The 17,824-nt window shown below is 69.8% G+C and carries 14 protein-coding genes; 7 read left to right on the top strand and 7 right to left on the bottom strand.

Features of this window, described 5'->3' with window-relative positions:
- The first annotated feature begins 558 nt into the window (after positions 1-558).
- Positions 559-1,401, top strand: a complete 843-nt coding sequence (locus CIK71_RS07475) for a DUF1206 domain-containing protein (RefSeq protein WP_096164570.1) — start codon at positions 559-561, stop codon at positions 1,399-1,401.
- On the opposite strand, the gene CIK71_RS07470 is transcribed toward CIK71_RS07475, so the two are convergent.
- The 6 genes from CIK71_RS07470 to CIK71_RS07445 all read right to left on the bottom strand — a co-directional run bounded on the left by CIK71_RS07470 (position 1,386) and on the right by CIK71_RS07445 (position 9,660).
- Positions 1,386-2,711 carry an alpha-galactosidase gene (locus CIK71_RS07470; protein WP_158541912.1) on the bottom strand — a complete coding sequence of 442 codons (1,326 nt, stop codon included), beginning with the start codon at positions 2,709-2,711 and terminating at the stop codon, positions 1,386-1,388. The genes CIK71_RS07475 and CIK71_RS07470 overlap by 16 nt on opposite strands.
- A gap of 88 nt (positions 2,712-2,799) precedes the next feature.
- The gene (locus tag CIK71_RS07465; RefSeq protein WP_096164568.1) at positions 2,800-4,092 is read right to left on the bottom strand and encodes an FAD-binding protein; all 1,293 of its coding nucleotides are present in this window, start codon (positions 4,090-4,092) and stop codon (positions 2,800-2,802) included.
- A 246-nt stretch (positions 4,093-4,338) separates the two neighbouring features.
- A complete protein-coding gene (gene araA / locus CIK71_RS07460; RefSeq protein WP_096164567.1) occupies positions 4,339-5,847 on the bottom strand; it encodes an L-arabinose isomerase in 1,509 nt (502 codons plus the stop codon).
- A gap of 166 nt (positions 5,848-6,013) precedes the next feature.
- Positions 6,014-6,802 (bottom strand): L-ribulose-5-phosphate 4-epimerase, encoded by a 789-nt coding sequence (locus CIK71_RS07455; protein ID WP_096164566.1) that lies wholly within the window; start codon positions 6,800-6,802, stop codon positions 6,014-6,016.
- A gap of 51 nt (positions 6,803-6,853) precedes the next feature.
- Complete coding sequence (locus tag CIK71_RS07450; RefSeq protein ID WP_096164565.1) at positions 6,854-8,500, bottom strand: xylulokinase; 1,647 nt, start codon at positions 8,498-8,500, stop codon at positions 6,854-6,856.
- A gap of 137 nt (positions 8,501-8,637) precedes the next feature.
- A complete protein-coding gene (locus CIK71_RS07445) occupies positions 8,638-9,660 on the bottom strand; it encodes a LacI family DNA-binding transcriptional regulator (protein ID WP_096164564.1) in 1,023 nt (340 codons plus the stop codon).
- Positions 9,661-10,093: 433 nt separating this feature from the next.
- On the opposite strand from CIK71_RS07445, the gene chvE reads away from it, so the two are divergent.
- From chvE to mmsB, 3 genes are all read left to right on the top strand, one after another.
- The gene (chvE, locus tag CIK71_RS07440) at positions 10,094-11,245 is read left to right on the top strand and encodes a multiple monosaccharide ABC transporter substrate-binding protein (protein ID WP_096164575.1); all 1,152 of its coding nucleotides are present in this window, start codon (positions 10,094-10,096) and stop codon (positions 11,243-11,245) included.
- An 82-nt stretch (positions 11,246-11,327) separates the two neighbouring features.
- Entirely contained in the window at positions 11,328-12,869 is a 1,542-nt protein-coding gene (gene mmsA, locus CIK71_RS07435; RefSeq protein WP_096164563.1) for a multiple monosaccharide ABC transporter ATP-binding protein, read from the top strand.
- A 9-nt stretch (positions 12,870-12,878) separates the two neighbouring features.
- Positions 12,879-14,060 (top strand): multiple monosaccharide ABC transporter permease, encoded by a 1,182-nt coding sequence (mmsB, locus tag CIK71_RS07430; protein WP_096164562.1) that lies wholly within the window; start codon positions 12,879-12,881, stop codon positions 14,058-14,060.
- Positions 14,061-14,192: 132 nt separating this feature from the next.
- On the opposite strand, the gene CIK71_RS17690 is transcribed toward mmsB, so the two are convergent.
- A complete protein-coding gene (locus CIK71_RS17690; protein ID WP_147272034.1) occupies positions 14,193-14,381 on the bottom strand; it encodes a hypothetical protein in 189 nt (62 codons plus the stop codon).
- 152 nt (positions 14,382-14,533) lie between these two features.
- Between CIK71_RS17690 and CIK71_RS07425 the strand changes: the two genes are divergently transcribed.
- From CIK71_RS07425 to CIK71_RS07415, 3 genes are all read left to right on the top strand, one after another.
- Entirely contained in the window at positions 14,534-15,817 is a 1,284-nt protein-coding gene (locus tag CIK71_RS07425; RefSeq protein ID WP_176485584.1) for an extracellular solute-binding protein, read from the top strand.
- A 73-nt stretch (positions 15,818-15,890) separates the two neighbouring features.
- Positions 15,891-16,841: a carbohydrate ABC transporter permease gene (locus CIK71_RS07420; RefSeq protein ID WP_096164561.1), complete on the top strand. Its 951-nt coding sequence runs from the start codon at positions 15,891-15,893 to the stop codon at positions 16,839-16,841.
- Complete coding sequence (locus tag CIK71_RS07415) at positions 16,838-17,758, top strand: carbohydrate ABC transporter permease (protein WP_096164560.1); 921 nt, start codon at positions 16,838-16,840, stop codon at positions 17,756-17,758. The genes CIK71_RS07420 and CIK71_RS07415 overlap by 4 nt, the downstream gene beginning before the upstream one ends.
- The last annotated feature ends 66 nt before the right edge of the window (positions 17,759-17,824 follow it).

Raw genomic sequence — 17,824 nt, 5'->3', positions numbered from 1 at the left:
ACCTGATCGTGCATCAGTCCCAACGTCGTGACAGCATCTTTGCGGTCCCTTCGGAGGAGGAGTGCGACTACGGGCGGTTACGTGCACTGGACAGCTCATCAGCGAGCGATTCGTCGACCACCGGCGGTCAGCGAGCCCAGACATCACCTGCGCGCCACGACGGTCTCTCCCTGGGTGGGTGTGACCGGCGTCGCTTGCTGGTGGTCTATGAATGTGCGCCTTCCGGGCGGGAAGCGTGAAGTGTTGCCGCGTGTTGCCGAGAGCGCTTTCCCTGGAGAGTGTTCCTCGTGGAGCGGTATCTGTACAGGTCAGGGCTCATGCAAGACGTGCGAAGGTTATGCAATCTGGCCGCAGCGAGATGACTCGTTACTGAAACGGGATGTTCCCGACCAGTCATAGGGGGCGGCCGCGACTTCGATGGGCGCCCCCGGATGGACGACCTTCTTGACGGGGGCGTCGCTCCTTCACCGCGTCGGCGGCGGTGTCCCGACCGTGGGGCGGCGGGCTCGGGCGCAGGGCGCGAGGTGACCGCAGACCACAGCGCTCTACAGTGCGGGTATGAACGCTGACCGAGACGCGCAAGGCGATTCAGCGCCGGTGGAGGAGGCCGTCGAATCTGCGGCCGACGAGCCGGCCCTCGAAGTGATCGCTCGGGGTGGGTTCCTCATGAGCGGGCTGGTGCACCTGCTGATCGGATGGTTCGCCGTGCAGCTGGCCTTCGGGGACCCCAGCGGCAGCGCCGACCAGTCCGGAGCGATCAGCGCGATCGCGCAGGCACCGGGCGGGCGGGTCCTGCTGTGGACGGGTGGGATCGCGATGACGGCGCTCGCGGTGTGGTCGGCTCTGCGAGCGTGGCTCTCGGCGCGGCGTGCGCGGTCGGCGACCTCGGCCCTGACCCAGTGCCTGCGATGGGCGGGCAGGGCCGTGATCTACGCAGGGCTGGCAGCGACCGTGCTGAGGTTCGCCGCTGGTGGCGGAGCCTCCTCGAGCGCGCAGACGGAGTCGGCCACGGCCGGTCTGCTCGGCGGCGGGGCCGGACGGGTCGCGGTGGTCCTCGCCGCGGGCGTGGTGATCAGCATCGGGGTCGGCTTCGTCGTCATCGGAGCCGGCCGTCGGTTCCTCCAGCAGCTCGAGCGCAGCGGGCACCGCACGGTCGGCCTCGCGCTCCGGGTCACCGGGGTTCTCGGGTACATCGCGAAGGGAATCGCCCTGGTGGCCGTCGGGGCGCTGCTCGGATGGGCCGGTATCGCCGCGGAGCCGCAGAAGGCCACAGGCCTCGACGGAGCGCTGCAGGCACTGTCCGGGGTGCCGGAGGGACGGATCGTCCTGCTGCTCCTCGGCATCGGCCTGATCGTCTTCGGGGTCTACTGCTTCCTCCGCTCGCGCTACCAGGACATGTGACCGGGAGCCTCAGGCCTCGACCGATGACACCGGTGACGCAGCAGCACTGCCCCGTGGCGGGGGATCCGCAGGTCGATCGCGGTCGAGCCCGGGGCCACGCCGCGGGCGGCGTCGGACTGCTCCGTCACGGCGCGCACGGGTACAGCGGCCCCGCTCCACAGCTCCCTGACCTCGCCCTCGATCCGCGCGGGCAGCCCCACGTCCTGGCTGTCGAGCGAGACCGTGAGCTCGTTTTCGCCGAGGTTGAAGGCGGCGACATAGCGCGTCCCGCCCGCCCCGTCGGCCGACCACAGGACCAGCGCCCCCTCGCGGAAGACCTCCCGGTTGTCGCAGGAGCGGTGGAGCACCTCGAGCACGTCGGCGTTCTGCAGCAGCGCGATCGTCGCCTGATCGGAGCTGGGCAGGTCACCGCCCACCATGAGCGGCGAGCGGGCGATCACCCAGAGGGTCATCAGCGCGACCTGCTCGTGCGGGGTCAGCGAAGAATCGCGGGGCTCGCCGCGCTCGGCACGGATCCCGATCCGGCCCAGCGGCAGCATGTCGCCGTCGGCCCAGCCGTCGGGTCCCGAGAACGGCGCCCAACGGGCGAAGCGCGCGAAGTTCGCCTCCACGTCCTCCCACCGATCCCACAGGTCGTCGCAGATCCGCCACATCGTGGCGTGCTCGCGCAGGTGATCGAGCCTGGTCAGCGAGAGGTCGCGGCCCGGGGACAGGCTCAGCTGCAACGGCCGGCCGCAGCGGTCGATCGCCGCGGTGAAGGTCTCGATCTCGGCGGCCTGGTAGGGCCACAGCATGTCGTCGACCTTGAGGAAGTCCACGCCCCAGTCCGCGTACAGCGCGAGCACCGAGTCGTAGTAGGCGTGGGCGCCCGGCACGGCATGGTCGATGCCCACCATGTCCGGGTTCCACTCGCAGGCGTTGGTCTCGTCGGCGATGTCCGCCGCACGCAGCGGGGAGCCGATGAGCGGGGTGTTCGCCGCCACCGCGCGCCGGGGGATCCCGCGCATCACGTGGATGCCGAACCGCAGGCCGAGGGCATGGATCTGCGCGGCCAGCGGGGCGAACCCGGCGCCGTCGGCGGAGCTCGGGAAGCGGCCCGGATCCGGGAGCAGCCGGCCGTGCTCGTCCATCGCGAGCGGGGCGTCGGCGTTGTAGCCGTGGGAGCGGGCCGACGGATCGGACCAGTCGATGTCCACGACCACCGTGTCCCAGCCGAAGGGCAGCAGATGCTCGGCGAGGAAACGGGCATTGGCCAGCACTTCCTCCTCGGTCACCGTGGTGCCGTAGCAGTCCCAGCTGTTCCAGCCCATCGGCGGACGCGAGGGATCGGCCGGGCGGGGCGCAGCGGGTGCCGCGGCGACGGTCCGGGCCCCGGACGGGGCAGGAGGCGTGGTCATGTCACTCTCCGAGCAGACGGTCGACATAGGTATTGCGGAAGACCCGTTCGGGATCCAGCCGATCCCGCAGGGCCCGGAAGTCCGGCAGACGGGGATACTGCGCGCGCACCGTCCCCGGGGCGGTGGTGAAGACCTTGCCCCAGTGGGGTCGGGGCGCGAACGGGGCCAGACGCTCCTCGATCTCCGGCAGCAGGGCCTCGACCTCGCGCGGAAGCTGCTTCCAGGTGAAGTGCACGCAGGAGCTGTCGCGATGGAACGCGGGGGAGAGCCAGAGGTCGTCGGCCGCGACCGTGCGCACCTCGGAGGCATGCAGCAAGGGGCGGATCCGCTCGCCGAGCGGCATCACGGCGGCAAGCGCCTCGGCCACCTGAGCGCGCGCCACGAAGTACTCGGACTGGATCTCCTCGCCGCTGCTCGGCGTGAACTCCAAGCGGAAGTGCGGCAGACGCTCGTGCGACGGCCCCGATGCACCGCTCTGGTCCGTGCAGGGCTCCGCGGGCAGATCGGGCAGCGGGTGCACCGCCCTGGTGGCCCGATGCCCGCCGTGCCACAGCTCGGGAAGCTCGTCGTCCACACCGACGGCCTGTTTCACCCAGGCCTGCGCGATGCGTCCGTCCCAGCGGTGGAACAGGCTCACGCTGTAGCCCGCGCCCAGCATCTCGTCCAGTGCCGCGCTGGTCATGGCGCCGTCGGCGACGTCGAGGTGCACCGTCTGCCGCATGGCGAACGCGGGCACCAGGTCCAGCGTCAGGTGCGTGACCACCCCGAGCGTGCCGAGCGACAGGACCACCCCGTCGAAGATCGCGGGGTCGTCCTCCCGGGACAGCGCCAGCAGGTCGCCGTTCGCGGTGACGAGGTCGACGGCCCGCACCGAGGAGGCCAGCGACCGGTGGCGGTCACCGGAGCCGTGGGTGCCCGTCGCGCTCGCGCCGCCGACGGAGATGTGGGGGAGCGACCCCATGGTCGCGAGGGCCAGACCGTGCTCGGCCGCCGCGACGGCCAGCTCCCCGTAGCGCACCCCGGCCGCGACCCGCACGGTGCGGGCGGCGGTGTCGAACTCGAGGTCCGACGGCATCGCGGCCAGGCTCACCAGCGGACCGTCGCTCGCCGCGACCTGCGAGAACGAGTGCCGTGTGCCGAGCGCTCGGAGCCGTCGACTGCGGCCCACGAGCGCCTGCAGCTCGGGGACCGACGTCGGAGCATGCAGCGGGCCGGGCCCGTAGTCCACGGTGCCGGACCAGCTCAGCCCGGGCCGGGCCAGCGGGGTCTCCCGCGGGATGTCGTCAGGGGGCATGCGCTCCACCTCTTCGTGGTCTGCCGTGGATGAGGAGAACGAGTTTTGCGCCCGCACGACCTATGTTGCGCTCCGCATCGGTCGTGCGGGTGCAAAACTTCGGTGGTTCGCGTGATCCGGCGCGCGGGCCCGGCGTGCGGTGCCCGGCGCGCGGTGCCCGGCGCGGTGCCGGGCCCGGCCACCTGGATCGCTCCCGCGGACCGGGCCCGGCCGCCCGGTTCGCGCCCGCGGACCGGGCCCGGTCGGTCAGAAGCCCTGGCCGAGGCGGTAGAAGACCTGGTTGGTGCGCAGCTCCTGGGCGAAGGAGCGCACCGTGGTGTCCTCGTCGATCACGGCGAGCTCGAGGTCGCCGATCTGGGCGAGGTCCTCCCACACCTCGAGGTCCACCGCATTGCTCATCACCGTGTGGTGGGCGGCGCCGGCGGTCAGCCAGCACTCGGCGGAGGTCGCGAAGTCCGGGGCGGGCTCCCAGACGGCGCAGGCCACCGGCAGGTTGGGCAGGTCGTGGTCGGGCTCCACGACCTCGACCACGTTGGCGATCAGTCGGAAGCGCTCGCGCATGTCGCTCAGGGCCACCACCACGGCGGGTCCGGCGTCGGCCGTGAACTTCAGGCGCACCGGGTCCTCGCGGTCCCCGATCCCCAGCGGGTGGATCTCGAGGGTGGGCTTCGCGGTGGTCAGCGAGGGGGAGACCTCGAGCATGTGGGCGCCGAGGATCTTCTCGCTGCCCGGGGTGAGCTCGTAGGTGTAGTCCTCCATGAGGGACGCGCCGCCGGGCAGGCCGTGGCCCATCACCGCAGCCACCCGCACCAGGATCGCCGTCTTCCAGTCGCCCTCGGCGCCGAAGCCGTAGCCGTCGGCCATCAGGCGCTGCACGGCGAGACCGGGCAGCTGGCGCAGCCCGCCGAGGTCCTCGAAGTTCGTGGTGAACGCGCCGAAGCCGCCCTGCTCGAGGAACGAGCGCAGGCCCAGCTCCTGGCGGGCGCCGTAGCGCAGTGCGTCGTGGCGCTCCCCGCCCGCGCGCAGCTCGGGGGCGACGTCGTACAGCTCCTCGTACTCGGCGACCAGCGCGTCGATCGCGCTGTCCTCGACGGCGTCGACGACCTCGACCAGGTCGTTCACGCCCCAGGTGTTCACGGAGACGCCCAGGCGCAGCTCCGCCTCGGTCTTGTCGCCCTCGGTGACGGCGACATTGCGCATGTTGTCGCCGAAGCGCGCCAGCTTCAGAGAGTGCATCTCGGCCCAGCCGGTGGCGGCGCGGGCCCAGCGGCCCACCTTCTCCTGCACACCCTCATCGCTCGCGTGGCCCACGACGGTCTTGCGGTTCACGCCCAGGCGGGTGGCGATGTAGCCGAACTCGCGGTCGCCGTGCGCGGCCTGGTTCAGGTTCATGAAGTCCATGTCGATCGTGGACCAGGGCAGTTCGACGTTCGCCTGCGTGTGCAGATGCAGCAGCGGGGTGCGCAGGGCGTCGAGGCCCTGGATCCACATCTTCGCCGGGGAGAAGGTGTGCATCCAGGCGATGACGCCCACGCAGGCGGGATCCGCGTTCGCGGCCAGCGCGATCTCACGGATCGCGTCGCGGTCGGTGAGCACCGGCTTCCAGACGATCTTCACGGGGATCGACGAGCCGGCGTCGAGGGTCTCGGCGATCACACGGGACTGCTCGGCGACCTGGTCGAGCGTCTCGGGACCGTACAGGCCCTGGCTGCCGGTCAGGAACCAGATCTCGCGGGTTTCGAAGGGGTTCTGCATGGGGTGTCCTAGCGGTCGAATGAGCAGGTGCGGAGTGCGGAGTGCGGAGTGCGGTGTGCGGGGTGCGGGTCGCGGGGGTGCAGCGTGCGGCCTGCGAGAAGTGCAGGGCGTGGGGTGCACGGTGCGAGGAGCGCGGGGCACGGGTGCCCGCGCAGTGTGCGGCGGGTCAGTGGGCGTCGATGCCGTCGTCGGCGTCGGCGAGGGCGTCGGCCGCGGGCTCCGCGGCGTCGCTGCGCTGTCCGTAGACGTTCTGGTAGCGGTCGAACAGCGAGTCGATGTGCCGGGCGTCGATCGGCAGCGGCTGGCCGAGCTGGCGGGAGATGTGCACCGTGCGGGCCACCTCCTCGCACATCACGGCGGCCTTCACGGCATCACGGCCGTCCTTGCCGATCGTGAACGGGCCGTGGTTCTGCATCAGCACGGCGCGGGAGCGGGAGCCTCGCAGGGTCTCGACGATGCCCCGGCCGATGGAGTCGTCGCCGATGATGGCGAAGGGGCCCACGGGGATCGGCCCGCCGAACTCGTCGGCCATCATCGTGAGCACGCAGGGGACCTCCTCGCCGCGCGCCGCCCAGGCGGTCGCGTAGGTCGAGTGGGTGTGGACCACGCCGCCCACCTCGTCCATGTGCTCGTAGACATAGGCGTGGGCCGCGGTGTCCGAGGACGGGGTCAGGGAATCCGGGGTGCCATCGACGATCTTCGCGCCGTCCAGCGTGCACACCACCATCGTCGACGGTGTGAGCTCGTCGTAGGAGACGCCGGACGGCTTGATGACCAGCAGGCCGGGCACCTCGGGGGAGGTCGCCGGCACGCGCTCGGAGACGTTCCCGGCGGTCCAGACCACGAGTCCGTTGCGCGGCAGCTCGGCGTGCAGCGCGGCGACGCGCTCACGGGTCGCGGCAACGGCCTCCTGCGTGGACCGGGGGAGGTCGGTGAGGACGAGGGGCTGGGTCATGGGGCGACTCCTGGGCTGGGAGGGGTGGTGGGAGGAAACGAGGGGACGGGGTCAGTCGAGCAGCTCCCCGGCCAGGCGCTCGACCTGCAGACCGGTGCGGTAGCTCTCCAGCCACGTGGCGTGCCCGGCCATCCCGGCCTCGTCGGGCTGGAGCGTGCTGAGCTCCTGCGAGGCGAAGACCTCCTCGGACAGGAAGCTGCTGAGAGAGGTCGGTGCAGACCCGTCGGCCGCAGCCGTGCGAGCGGTGTAGGCCGCGAGCAGCGCCATGCCCCACGAGCCGCCCTCCCCGGCGGATTCGCCGACGGCGACCGGGGTCGCGAGGGCATCGGCCAGCACCTGCTGGGCGATGCCGCGGGTGCGGAAGATACCGCCGTGGGCGTACATGACGTCCAGCTGCACGCCCTCGTCCTTGAGCAGCGCCTCCATGCCCACCGCGAGCGCCCCGAAGGCGCCGTAGAGCTGGGAGCGCATGAAGTTCTCGAGCGTGAAGCGGGCCTCCTGCTCGCGCACCAGCAGAGGCCGTCCGGAGGGCACGCCGGTCTGATGCTCGCCGGAGACGTAGTTGTAGCTCAGCACGCCGCCGGCGTCGGCCTCGCCGTCGGCCCCTGCCCCGAAGAGGGTGCTGTAGAGCTCCTCGGGATCGGCGGGGCGGCCCAGCAGCTCGGCGAAGCGACCGAAGATGCCCAGCCACGCGTCGAGGTCGCTGGTGCAGTTGTTCGTGTGAATCATCGCGACCGGATCGCCCGACGGCGTCGTGACCAGGTCGATCTCCTCGCGCGGGCCGGACAGCGGACCCTCCAGCACCACCATCGCGAAGGCGCTCGTGCCGGCCGAGACGTTGCCGGTGCGCGGATCCACCGCCTGGGTGGCGACCATGCCCGTGCCGGCATCGCCCTCGGGGGCGGCGGCGACGGCGCCGGACCGCAGCGCGCCGGAGGGATCCAGCAGCGCGGCGCCCTCGGCGGTCAGGGAGCCGGCGTCCTGCCCGGCCACGAGCACCTCGGGGAGGATGTCCGGCAGGTTCCACGGGACGTCGGCTACCTCGTCGAGCGCCGCGAAGCGCTCGAGCAGCTCGGGGTCGAAGGCATCGCCGGACGCGGCCAGCGGGAACATGCCGCTCGCGTCCCCGGCGCCGAGCACCTGGCGGCCGGTGAGCTGCCAGTGGACGTAGCCGGCGAGCGTGGTGAGGTGGGCGATCCGCGGCACGTGCTCCTCCCCGCCCAGGATGGCGTGGAGCAGGTGGGAGACGCTCCATCGCAGCGGGATGTTGAGCTCGAGGGTGCGGCTGAGCAGTGCGGAGGCGTCCGCCGTGTAGGTGTTCCGCCAGGTGCGGAAGGGCGCCAGCTGCTCGCCCTCGGCATCGAAGGCCAGGTAGCCGTGCATCATGGCGGAGATGCCGATGCTCGCCAGGCCCGTGAGCTCGACACCGTGGCGTTCGCGCACGTCACGCACGAGATCCGCGTAGCAGTCCTGGATCCCGGACCATGCGTTCGAGAGCGAGTAGGTCCAGCTCTCGTCGGAGAATTCGTTCTCCCAGGCGTGCGATCCGGTGGCGAGAACGGCACCGGAGTCGTCGATGAGGGCGGCCTTGATACGGGTCGAGCCGAGCTCGAGGCCGAGGTGGGGACGGCCGGCCTCGAGAAGGGCGGCCGCGCCTGCGGCGGTGTGGTCTGCTGAGGACACGTCGGCGTGCGTCATGCCCCCATCCCACCAGCTCCCGGACGCGATGTCAACGTTCACATTGCGGGCGCGCCGACACGGATCAGGGGCGGATCAGAAGCGGATCAGGAGCGGGTCGGGGCCGGCCGGGGACTCACCAGGCTCGGCCCGACGCGTCAGTGGGTGCGCTCGGGCCGGGTGGAACGACGCACGACGAGCCGCGGCGGCAGCGTGCTGGGCGTGCCGGGCGGCAGCTCCGTCCCCTCGAGCAGGTGCAGCAGCCGCTCCAGGGCGAGTCGGCCCAGCTCGGCGAAGGGTTGGGCGACCGTGGTCAGGGACGGCACCTGGAACTCCGCCCCGAGCGTGTTGTCGAAGCCGACCACGGCGCAGTCCTCCGGGACCCGGATCCGATGCTCGTGCAGGGCGTGGAGCACCCCGATCGCCATCATGTCGTTCGCTGCGAAGATCGCCTCGGGCAATCCGTCCCTGACCAGGGCGTTGGTGAGCTCGTAGCCGGAGCGCGGGGTCCAGTCCCCGGGGCCCACGACGGCGCCGTCGAGCCCGTGCAGCGCGATCGCCTCCTCGAAGCCCTCCTGGCGGGAGCGGGCGTCGAACCAGTCCTGCGGGCCGGCGGCGTGCACCACGGAGCGGACGCCCGTGCGGGCGAGGTGCTCGATGACCTGCCGTGCCCCGAGCCGCTGGTCCACGCCGACCACTTCGATGCCCTGCATCTGCAGCGAGCGGGCCGCGACGGCGACGACGGGGGTCGAGCGCGCCGCCGTGGAGACGGCCGGGACCATGCCCTCGTGGGCGGCGACGACGAGGATCCCGTCGGCGCCGGAGCCCAGCAGCTCCCCGCCCACCTCGCGCCCGGCGCCGTCCTCCGCGCCGACCGTCGTCAGCAGCACGGAGTAGCCGGCCCTGCGCGCCGCCGATTCGATCGCGGTGGTGGTCTCCGTCGGGCCGAACAGCGCCGAACCGTCGGTGAGCATGCCGATCAACGATGAACGGGTGGTCTTCAGGGCGCGTGCGGCGCGGTTACGGGTGTAGCCGAGCTCGCTGATCGCCTCGCGCACCCGGGAGCGGGTGGCGGGCTTGACGATGTCCGGCTCGTTGAGCACCCGGGAGACGGTCTGGTACGAGACGCCGGAGCGCGCGGCGACGTCCGCCATGGAGGGGCGGCGGGAAGAGACGTCCATGCCTCTGCTCCTTCCCGGACGTTCTGACGGTCCTGGGGGTCCTGGGGGTCCTGGGGTTCGTGGGTGGCCCTGGGAATCGTGGGTGACCCGACGGGGTGGTCCAGGACGGGTCGGGTGCGTCATGACCTGCGGAATCGTTTCACAGCAGGTCAGGGACCACCAAGGAACCGACCAGTGGTAAGTCGTTGCCGACTTGTGACCCGCAGGACGTGATTTGGTTGACATCTTCGGTGATGTGAACGTTAGCATTCGGGGCGTCCCACGCCACCGATGGCGTGCGGACCATGGACACCGGCCCACCGGGTCCGGGCATCAGCCGACCTCGAGTCGGCTCCACAGCGGGCGAGGGCGTCCGCGGGGATGCGCGGCACCACGGGTCGTCCCCTGCTGCAGGGCGCAGACGGTGATTTCGAGGAGGAAAGACCACATGACCATGCATAACCGCAGAACCTTCATGCTCGGAGCGACCGCCACGGCGGCCGCACTCGGACTGGCCGCCTGCGGCGGCGAGGGCGCCGGATCCGGCGGTCCCGACACCGACGCGGCTCCCAGCGAGCAGACCGTCGGCGTCGCGATGCCGACGCAGACCTACGAGCGCTGGGTCGCTGACGGCAACAACATCAAGGAGGGCCTGGAGGACAAGGGCTTCACGGTCGACATGCAGTACGCCGAGGACGACATCCCCACGCAGCAGCAGCAGATCGATCAGATGGTCAACGCGGGCGTGAGCGTCCTGCTGATCGCCTCGATCGACGGCGCCTCGCTCTCCTCGCAGCTCGATGCGGCAGCTGCCGCGAACATCCCGGTCATCGCCTATGACCGCCTGCTCACGGACAACGAGAACGTCGACTTCTACGTCACCTTCGACAACTACAAGGTGGGTGTGAACCAGGCCAATGCGCTGATGTACGGCCTGGGCCTGCTGGACGAGAAGTTCGAGGCGGCCGACGACGCGCCGGAGGGCCCGCTGAACGTCGAGCTGTTCGCCGGCTCCCTGGACGACAACAACGCCCACCTGTTCTGGCAGGGCGCGATCGACACCCTCCAGCCGTACTTCGACGACGGCACGCTCGTGGTGCTGTCCAAGCAGACGGACATCGATCAGGCCGCCACCCAGCGCTGGGAGCAGGAGACCGCTCAGAAGCGGATGGAGAACCTGCTGACCACGCACTACAACGGCGGCGAGGAGCTGTCCGGGGTGCTCGCTCCGGCGGATCCGCTGTCGCGCGGCATCATCAACGCGCTGCAGAACGCGGGCCTCGGCCCGACGATCGAGGAAGGCCTGCCCATCGTCACGGGGCAGGACGCCGAGATCGCCTCGATCAAGCTGATCGCCGACGGCGTGCAGTCCTCGACCATCTTCAAGGACACCCGCAACCTCGCCGACCAGGCCATCGTCGCCGCGGAGTCCATCCTCAACGGCGACGACCCCGAGGCCAACGACACCGAGACCTACGACAACGGCGAGAAGGTCGTGCCGTCGTACCTGCTCGAGGTGCAGATGGTGCTGGAGGACAACTACGAGGAGATCATGGTCGACTCCGGGTACTACACGGAGGAGCAGGTCGAAGCTGGCCAGCTCTGAGCGGCCGCACGCAGCAGAATCCCGGTGGGTCCCGGCGCGCGCGAGACCGCGGCGCCGGGGCCCCAGCCCGAAGGAGGGCCCCTTGACCGAACACATCCTCGAGATGCGGTCCATCACCAAGAGATTCCCCGGCGTCGTCGCCCTCAAGGACGTGTCCCTGACGGTCGACGCCGGCGAGATCCATGCGATCTGCGGCGAGAACGGCGCGGGCAAGTCCACGCTCATGAAGGTGCTCTCCGGTGTCGAGCCGGCCGGCACCTATGAGGGCGAGATCCACTTCCGCGGTCGTCCCGTCAGCTTCGCGACCATCAACGACTCCGAGGCCGAGGGCATCGTGATCATCCACCAGGAGCTCGCCCTGGTGCCCCACCTGTCGATCGCCGAGAACATCTTCCTCGGCAACGAGCAGACCAAGGGGGGCGTGATCAGCTGGCACGAGACCAATGCGCGCGCCGCCGAGCTGCTCGAGCGCGTCGGCCTGAAGGAGAAGCCCGTCACGCCGGTGGGCCAGCTGGGCGTGGGCAAGCAGCAGCTGGTCGAGATCGCGAAGGCGCTCACCAAGAACGTGAGCCTGCTGATCCTCGACGAGCCGACGGCGGCGCTGAACGACGACGACTCCGAGCACCTGCTGAGCCTCATCCGCGGACTGCGCGACGAAGGCGTCACCAGCATCATCATCAGCCACAAGCTGGGGGAGATCGCTGCCGTCGCCGACGCCACGACGGTCATCCGCGACGGGTCGACCATCGAAACGATCGACATGGACGTCCCGGTCGATGAGAAGCGCACCCTCATCCCGCGCATCATCAAGGGCATGGTGGGGCGCGACATCGACAACCTCTACCCGGAGCGCAGCGCCGAGATCGGCGAGGAGATCTTCCGGATCGAGGACTGGCACGTCAACCATCCCACCCAGCCCGGCCGCACGGTCGTCGACGGAGCGGCGCTGAACGTGCGCGCCGGCGAGGTCGTCGGCATCGCGGGCCTCATGGGTGCTGGACGCACCGAGCTCGCGATGAGCGTGTTCGGCCGCTCCTATGGCCGCGACATCAGCGGTACAGCGTATGTGCACGGCAAGCCGGTGCAGATGCACACGGTCGCCGACGCGATCAACGCGGGCATCGCGTACGTCTCCGAGGATCGCAAGCGCTACGGGCTGAACCTGATCCAGGACATCCGCACCAACGTCACCGCGGCGTCCCTGCGCAAGATCACCACCGGCGGCTGGATCAACGGCAACGAGGAGATCGCGGTCGCCGAGCGCTACCGCTCCTCGTTGAACATCAAGACGCCGACGGTGATGGCCCCGGTCGGGAAGCTCTCCGGAGGAAACCAGCAGAAGGTGGTGCTCAGCAAGTGGCTGTACACCGAGCCCGATCTGCTGATCCTCGACGAGCCCACCCGCGGCGTCGACGTCGGCGCGAAGTTCGAGATCTACTCGATCATCAACGAGCTCGCCGAGGCCGGCAAGGCGATCATCGTCATCTCCTCGGAGCTGCCCGAGGTCCTCGGGCTCTCCGATCGCATCTACACATTGTCCGCAGGCCGCATCACCGGTGAGGCCGCCGTGCAGGACGCCACGCAGGAGCACCTCATGGAGCTCATGACCATGGAGAGGGAGTGAGCGCGCCTCATGGCGGGAACTTCTGACATCAAAGAACTCCTGACGCGGAACATGCGTCAGAGCGGCATCTACGTCGCATTCGTGTTCATCATCGTGCTGTTCACGATCCTGACGAACGGTGCCCTGCTGAGCCCGGGCAACCTCACGAACCTGGTGCTGCAGTACTCCTACATCCTGATCCTCGCGATCGGCATGGTGCTGATCATCGTGGCCGGGCACATCGACCTGTCGGTGGGCTCCGTGGTCGCGCTGACCGGCGGCGTCGCTGCCGTCGTGGTGATCGGCCACGGCATGCCCTGGTGGCTCGGCGTCCTCGCGGCGCTGGGCACCGGCGTGCTGGTGGGGCTGTGGCAGGGCTTCTGGGTGGCCTACGTGGGCATCCCGGCCTTCATCGTCACCCTCGCGGGCATGCTCATCTTCCGCGGGCTGACCATGCAGGTGCTGGGCAACGTCTCGCTCTCCCCGTTCCCCAAGGAGTACCAGTACATCTCCGGCGGGTTCCTCAACGGGATCTTCGGCGGCAACGGGTACGACGCCTTCACGCTGTTCCTGGGGGCGGCGCTGATCGTGGTGTTCGTGATCCAGCAGTACCGGGGGCGTCTGGCGAAGCTGAAGTACAAGCAGCAGGTCGAGGCGTTCCCGCTGTTCTGGCTCAAGAACGCCGCAGTGGCCGTCGTGGTCATGGCCTTCGCCTGGCAGCTCGCGCATTCGCGCGGACTCCCGGTGGTGCTGATCCTGCTGGCCGCCCTCGTGCTCATCTACGGCTTCGTCAGCCAGCGGACGATCTTCGGCCGACACATCTACGCGATGGGCGGCAACCTCCAGGCCGCGCAGCTCTCGGGCGTGAAGACCCGCCGGGTGAACATGCTCCTGTTCGTGAACATGGGCCTGCTCTCCGCGATCGCGGGCATCGTCTACTCGGCCCGTTCCAACAGCGCCCAGCCGGGCGCCGGCAACATGTTCGAGCTCGACGCGATCGCGGCCGCCTTCATCGGCGGCGCGGCGGTGACCGGTGGTGTGGGCAAGGTCCACGGCGCCATCATCGGCGGTCTGATCATGGCCGTCATGTCCAACGGCATGCAGATCATGGGCATCGACCAGTCCACCCAGTCGGTCGTGCGCGGCGTCGTGCTGCTCGTGGCCGTCGCCTTCGACGTCTGGAACAAGAAGCGCTCCGCGACCGGAGCGTGATCCGCGAGCCCGCCTGACGGGCTGCGGCGCACGGCGCCCTGGGCATCTCCGCAGAGATGCCCAGGGCGCCGTCGTGCATCGTCGGCCCCGTGTTGGCCCCGTGTCGGCGCCATTGTCGGCCCCGCTGCGCGGTCACGCCGCGTGACCTGCGGGAGCGTCGCGCGGGAAAGCGTCCGGCGCTTTTCCGTCGGCGACCGGCTGGGAGTCGCCGGGGGTGACGGCGAGGAGGACGGCCGGGGTGTTGACGCTCACATTACAACGATGTAAATTCAGGGCACCATCACGATCCGACGACATGCGGGCGGTGATCGTCGGCGGCATGCACCGCGGCGACCGCGCCCCACCACGAAGAGGTGGACACGATGACGCTTGGTTCTTCACGCGCCGGGGCCCTGGGCCCCCGGCCGGCTGCCCCGGGGGCTCACCCGGGGAGCGGCCCGCGCGGCGGCCCCGCCGTCGGCCGACGCACGCTCATGCAGGGAGCCGGCGCCCTCGCGGCGCTCGGAGGCCTCGGTGCGCTGTCCGGCTGCGCGGGCACCGCCGCCCGCGCCGCCGATGACATCGCGTTCTGGCATCTGCTCTCGGGTCCCGACGGCGTGACCATGGGCGAGATGCTCGACGGCTACATGGCCACCGATGGCGCCCCGACGGTCACCCAGACCGTCCTGGCCTGGGGCGCCCCGTACTACACGAAGCTCGCGATGGCCTCCGCCGGCGGCCGCGCGCCGGACCTGGCGATCATGCATGCGGCGCGAGTCCCCGGCTACGCCCCGGGCGGTCTGCTCGACGAATGGGACCTGGACCTGTTCGGCGAGTTCGGTGTCGCCAAGGAGGATTTCCCGGAGCTGATCTGGGAGAAGATGGTGGTCGACGGCAAGCTCACGGCGATCGCCCTGGACTCCCACCCGTTCGTCCTCTACTACAACACCGACATCGCCGAGGCCGCCGGAGTGCTCGGCAGCGATGGCCTGCTCCTGCCCACCGACAACCCCGAGGACTTCCGCGAGCTCGCCCTCGAGCTCGGCGCGAAGGCCCCCAGCGGGTACGGGCTGTCCTGGGGCTACCTCGGGGACGGCTCGAACCAGTGGCGCATGTTCTCCACCTACTACTCCCAGCTCGGCGGCACGATCGACCTGCCGATCGGCGGGAAGATGGAGTACCAGGAGGAGATCGTCATCCAGGCGATCGAATGGATCCTCTCGCTCATCGACGGCGAGGTCGGCAATCCCGGCCATGACGGCGGCACGGCGATCTCCGAATTCGCCACCGGCGGTTCCGGCGCCTTCTACGGCGGCGTCTGGGAGTCGGGGAGCTACCGCAACGAGGGCGTGCCCTTCGACATGACGATGGTCCCCGGAGTCTTCGGGGAGCCCGTCGCGTACGCCGATTCCCACGCCTTCGTGCTGCCCCACCAGATGACCCCGGACGAGGACCGCCGTCGCAACGTGCACGCGGCGGTCGCCTATCTGCTCAAGAACTCGATCACCTGGGCCGGGGCGGGGCACATCCCGGCCTACTCCCCGGTGATCGAGGACCCGGCCTACGCCGATCTGGTCCCGCAGTCGCACTACGCGGATGCGGTCGACCATCTCGTCTACGACCCGCCGGCCTGGTTCACCGGCTCCGGCAGCGACTTCCACACCTACTTCGGCAACGACATGCAGAACGTCTGGGCCCGGCGCACCGACCCCCTTGAGGGCTGGAACGCGTTCGTCGCCCGGATCAACGCCCTGCTGCTCAAGCCGACCCCGATGTGATCGCCGTGCGACACCACCTCCCCGCGCCCGCCGCACCCGGGCTGCCCCGTCCGTCCGTCGAAGGAGACGACCGATGACCACCGCCGAGGGCCTCGCCGGCCCCACCCGGGACACCGCCCCGGCCGACCATCTCTCCGCCGGGCGCGCCCGCCGACGCCGCGCCGACAACCTGCGCGGCTGGCTCTACTGCTCGCCGTTCCTCGTCGCCTTCCTCCTGTTCCTCATCTGGCCCACCGTCTACGGGCTGTGGATGAGCTTCACCGGCACCAGCCTGGCTGGCACCAACACCGGATTCGTGGGACTGGCGAACTGGAAGGAGGCCCTCGGGGACCCGGAGGTGTGGAGCTCGCTGGGCAACACCGCCTGGTTCACGATCCTCTCGACCATCCCCCTGGTGCTGGTCGCCATGCTGCTCGCCGTGCTGGTGAACATCGGCCTACCCGGTCAGTGGTTCTGGCGGCTCTCGTTCTTCCTGCCGTTCCTGCTGGCCTCGACCGTGGTCTCGCAGTTCTGGAACTGGATGTACAACCCCCAGCTGGGCCTGATCAACACGTTCCTGGGCTGGTTCGGGATCACCGGGCCCGCCTGGCTGCAGGATCCCAGCACCGCCATGATCTCGGTGGTCATCACCACCGTGTGGTGGACCGTCGGCTTCAACTTCCTGCTCTACCTCGCCGCTCTGCAGAACATCCCCGACCAGCTCTACGAGGCGGCGTCGCTCGACGGCGCCGGCGGATGGCGGAAGTTCCTCTCGATCACCCTGCCCCAGCTGGCCCCGACCACGGTGCTGGTGCTCGTGCTGCAGCTGCTGGCCTCGCTGAAGGTCTTCGACCAGATCTATCAGATGACCTCTGGCGGGCCCGGTGGCAGCACCCGTTCGATCCTGGTCTACATCTACGAGGCCGGTTTCACCGGATATCGCCTGGGCTACGCCTCGGCGATCTCCTACATCTTCTTCTTCCTGATTCTCATCGTCTCGATCGCCTACATGGTGATCTCGTCCCGACGGAGTGTGAAGGCATGAGCGCCGCGACCCCCACCAGTCCCGCCCTCGGCACCAGCGTGCCCGCGGTGAAGGCTCCCGCGGTGAGCCTGAGCGTCACCCGGCGCTGGAAGAAGCCCACCCCCGCCCGCATCATCGCCTTCGTGATCCTCGCCGTGCTGGCGCTGTCCTGGCTGGTCCCGGTGCTGTGGGCCGCGCTGACCTCGCTCAAGACGGAGGCCGAGGCGGCGGCGATGCCGGTCTCGATCATCCCCGACAGCGGCTTCACCCTGAAGGCCTACGCGAACGTCCTCTCCGAGGGCCTGGTGCCGCGCTGGGCCTGGAACAGCCTGATCACCTCGGCGGCGGTCACCGCGATCACCGTGACCATCTCGGCGCTCGCCGGCTACGCCCTCTCGCGGCTGCGGTTCGCGGGCCGCACGATGCTGATCTCCCTGATCATCGCGTCGATCATGATCCCCGGCCAGATCCTCATCGTGCCCCTGTTCCAGCTCATGCTCTCGCTGAACCTGGTGGACACCTTGTGGGGCATCATCCTGCCGCAGGTGGTCGCGGCCCCGATGGTGTTCATCCTCAAGAAGTTCTTCGACCAGATCCCCTTCGAGCTCGAGGAGGCCGCGCTGATGGACGGCGCGAGCCGCTTCCGGATCTTCCGGTCGATCGTCCTTCCCCTGTCCCGGCCGATCCTCGGCGCGGTCGCGATCTTCGTGTTCATCGGGGCGTGGAACAACTTCCTGTGGCCGTTCATCGTCGTCAACGACGCGAACCTCATGACGCTGCCGACGGGCCTGCAGACGGTGATCAGCGCCTATGGCATCCAGTACGCGCAGAACATGGCCCAGGCCGTGCTCGCCGCACTGCCCCTGATCGTGGTGTTCATGTTCTTCCAGCGCCAGATCATCAAGGGCATCGCGACCACCGGTATCGCCGGCACCTGACCCGGTCGGTCCGGCCGCGCCAGCTCCCACCTGCACACCGGGACGGCATGGCGGGCACTCAACGGG

The sequence above is a fragment of the Brachybacterium alimentarium genome (assembly GCF_002332425.1).
Classification (GTDB): Bacteria; Actinomycetota; Actinomycetes; order Actinomycetales; family Dermabacteraceae; genus Brachybacterium; species Brachybacterium alimentarium.
The sequence above is the reverse complement of the archived record's forward strand: the minus strand, read 5'-3'. Positions and strand labels throughout refer to the sequence as shown.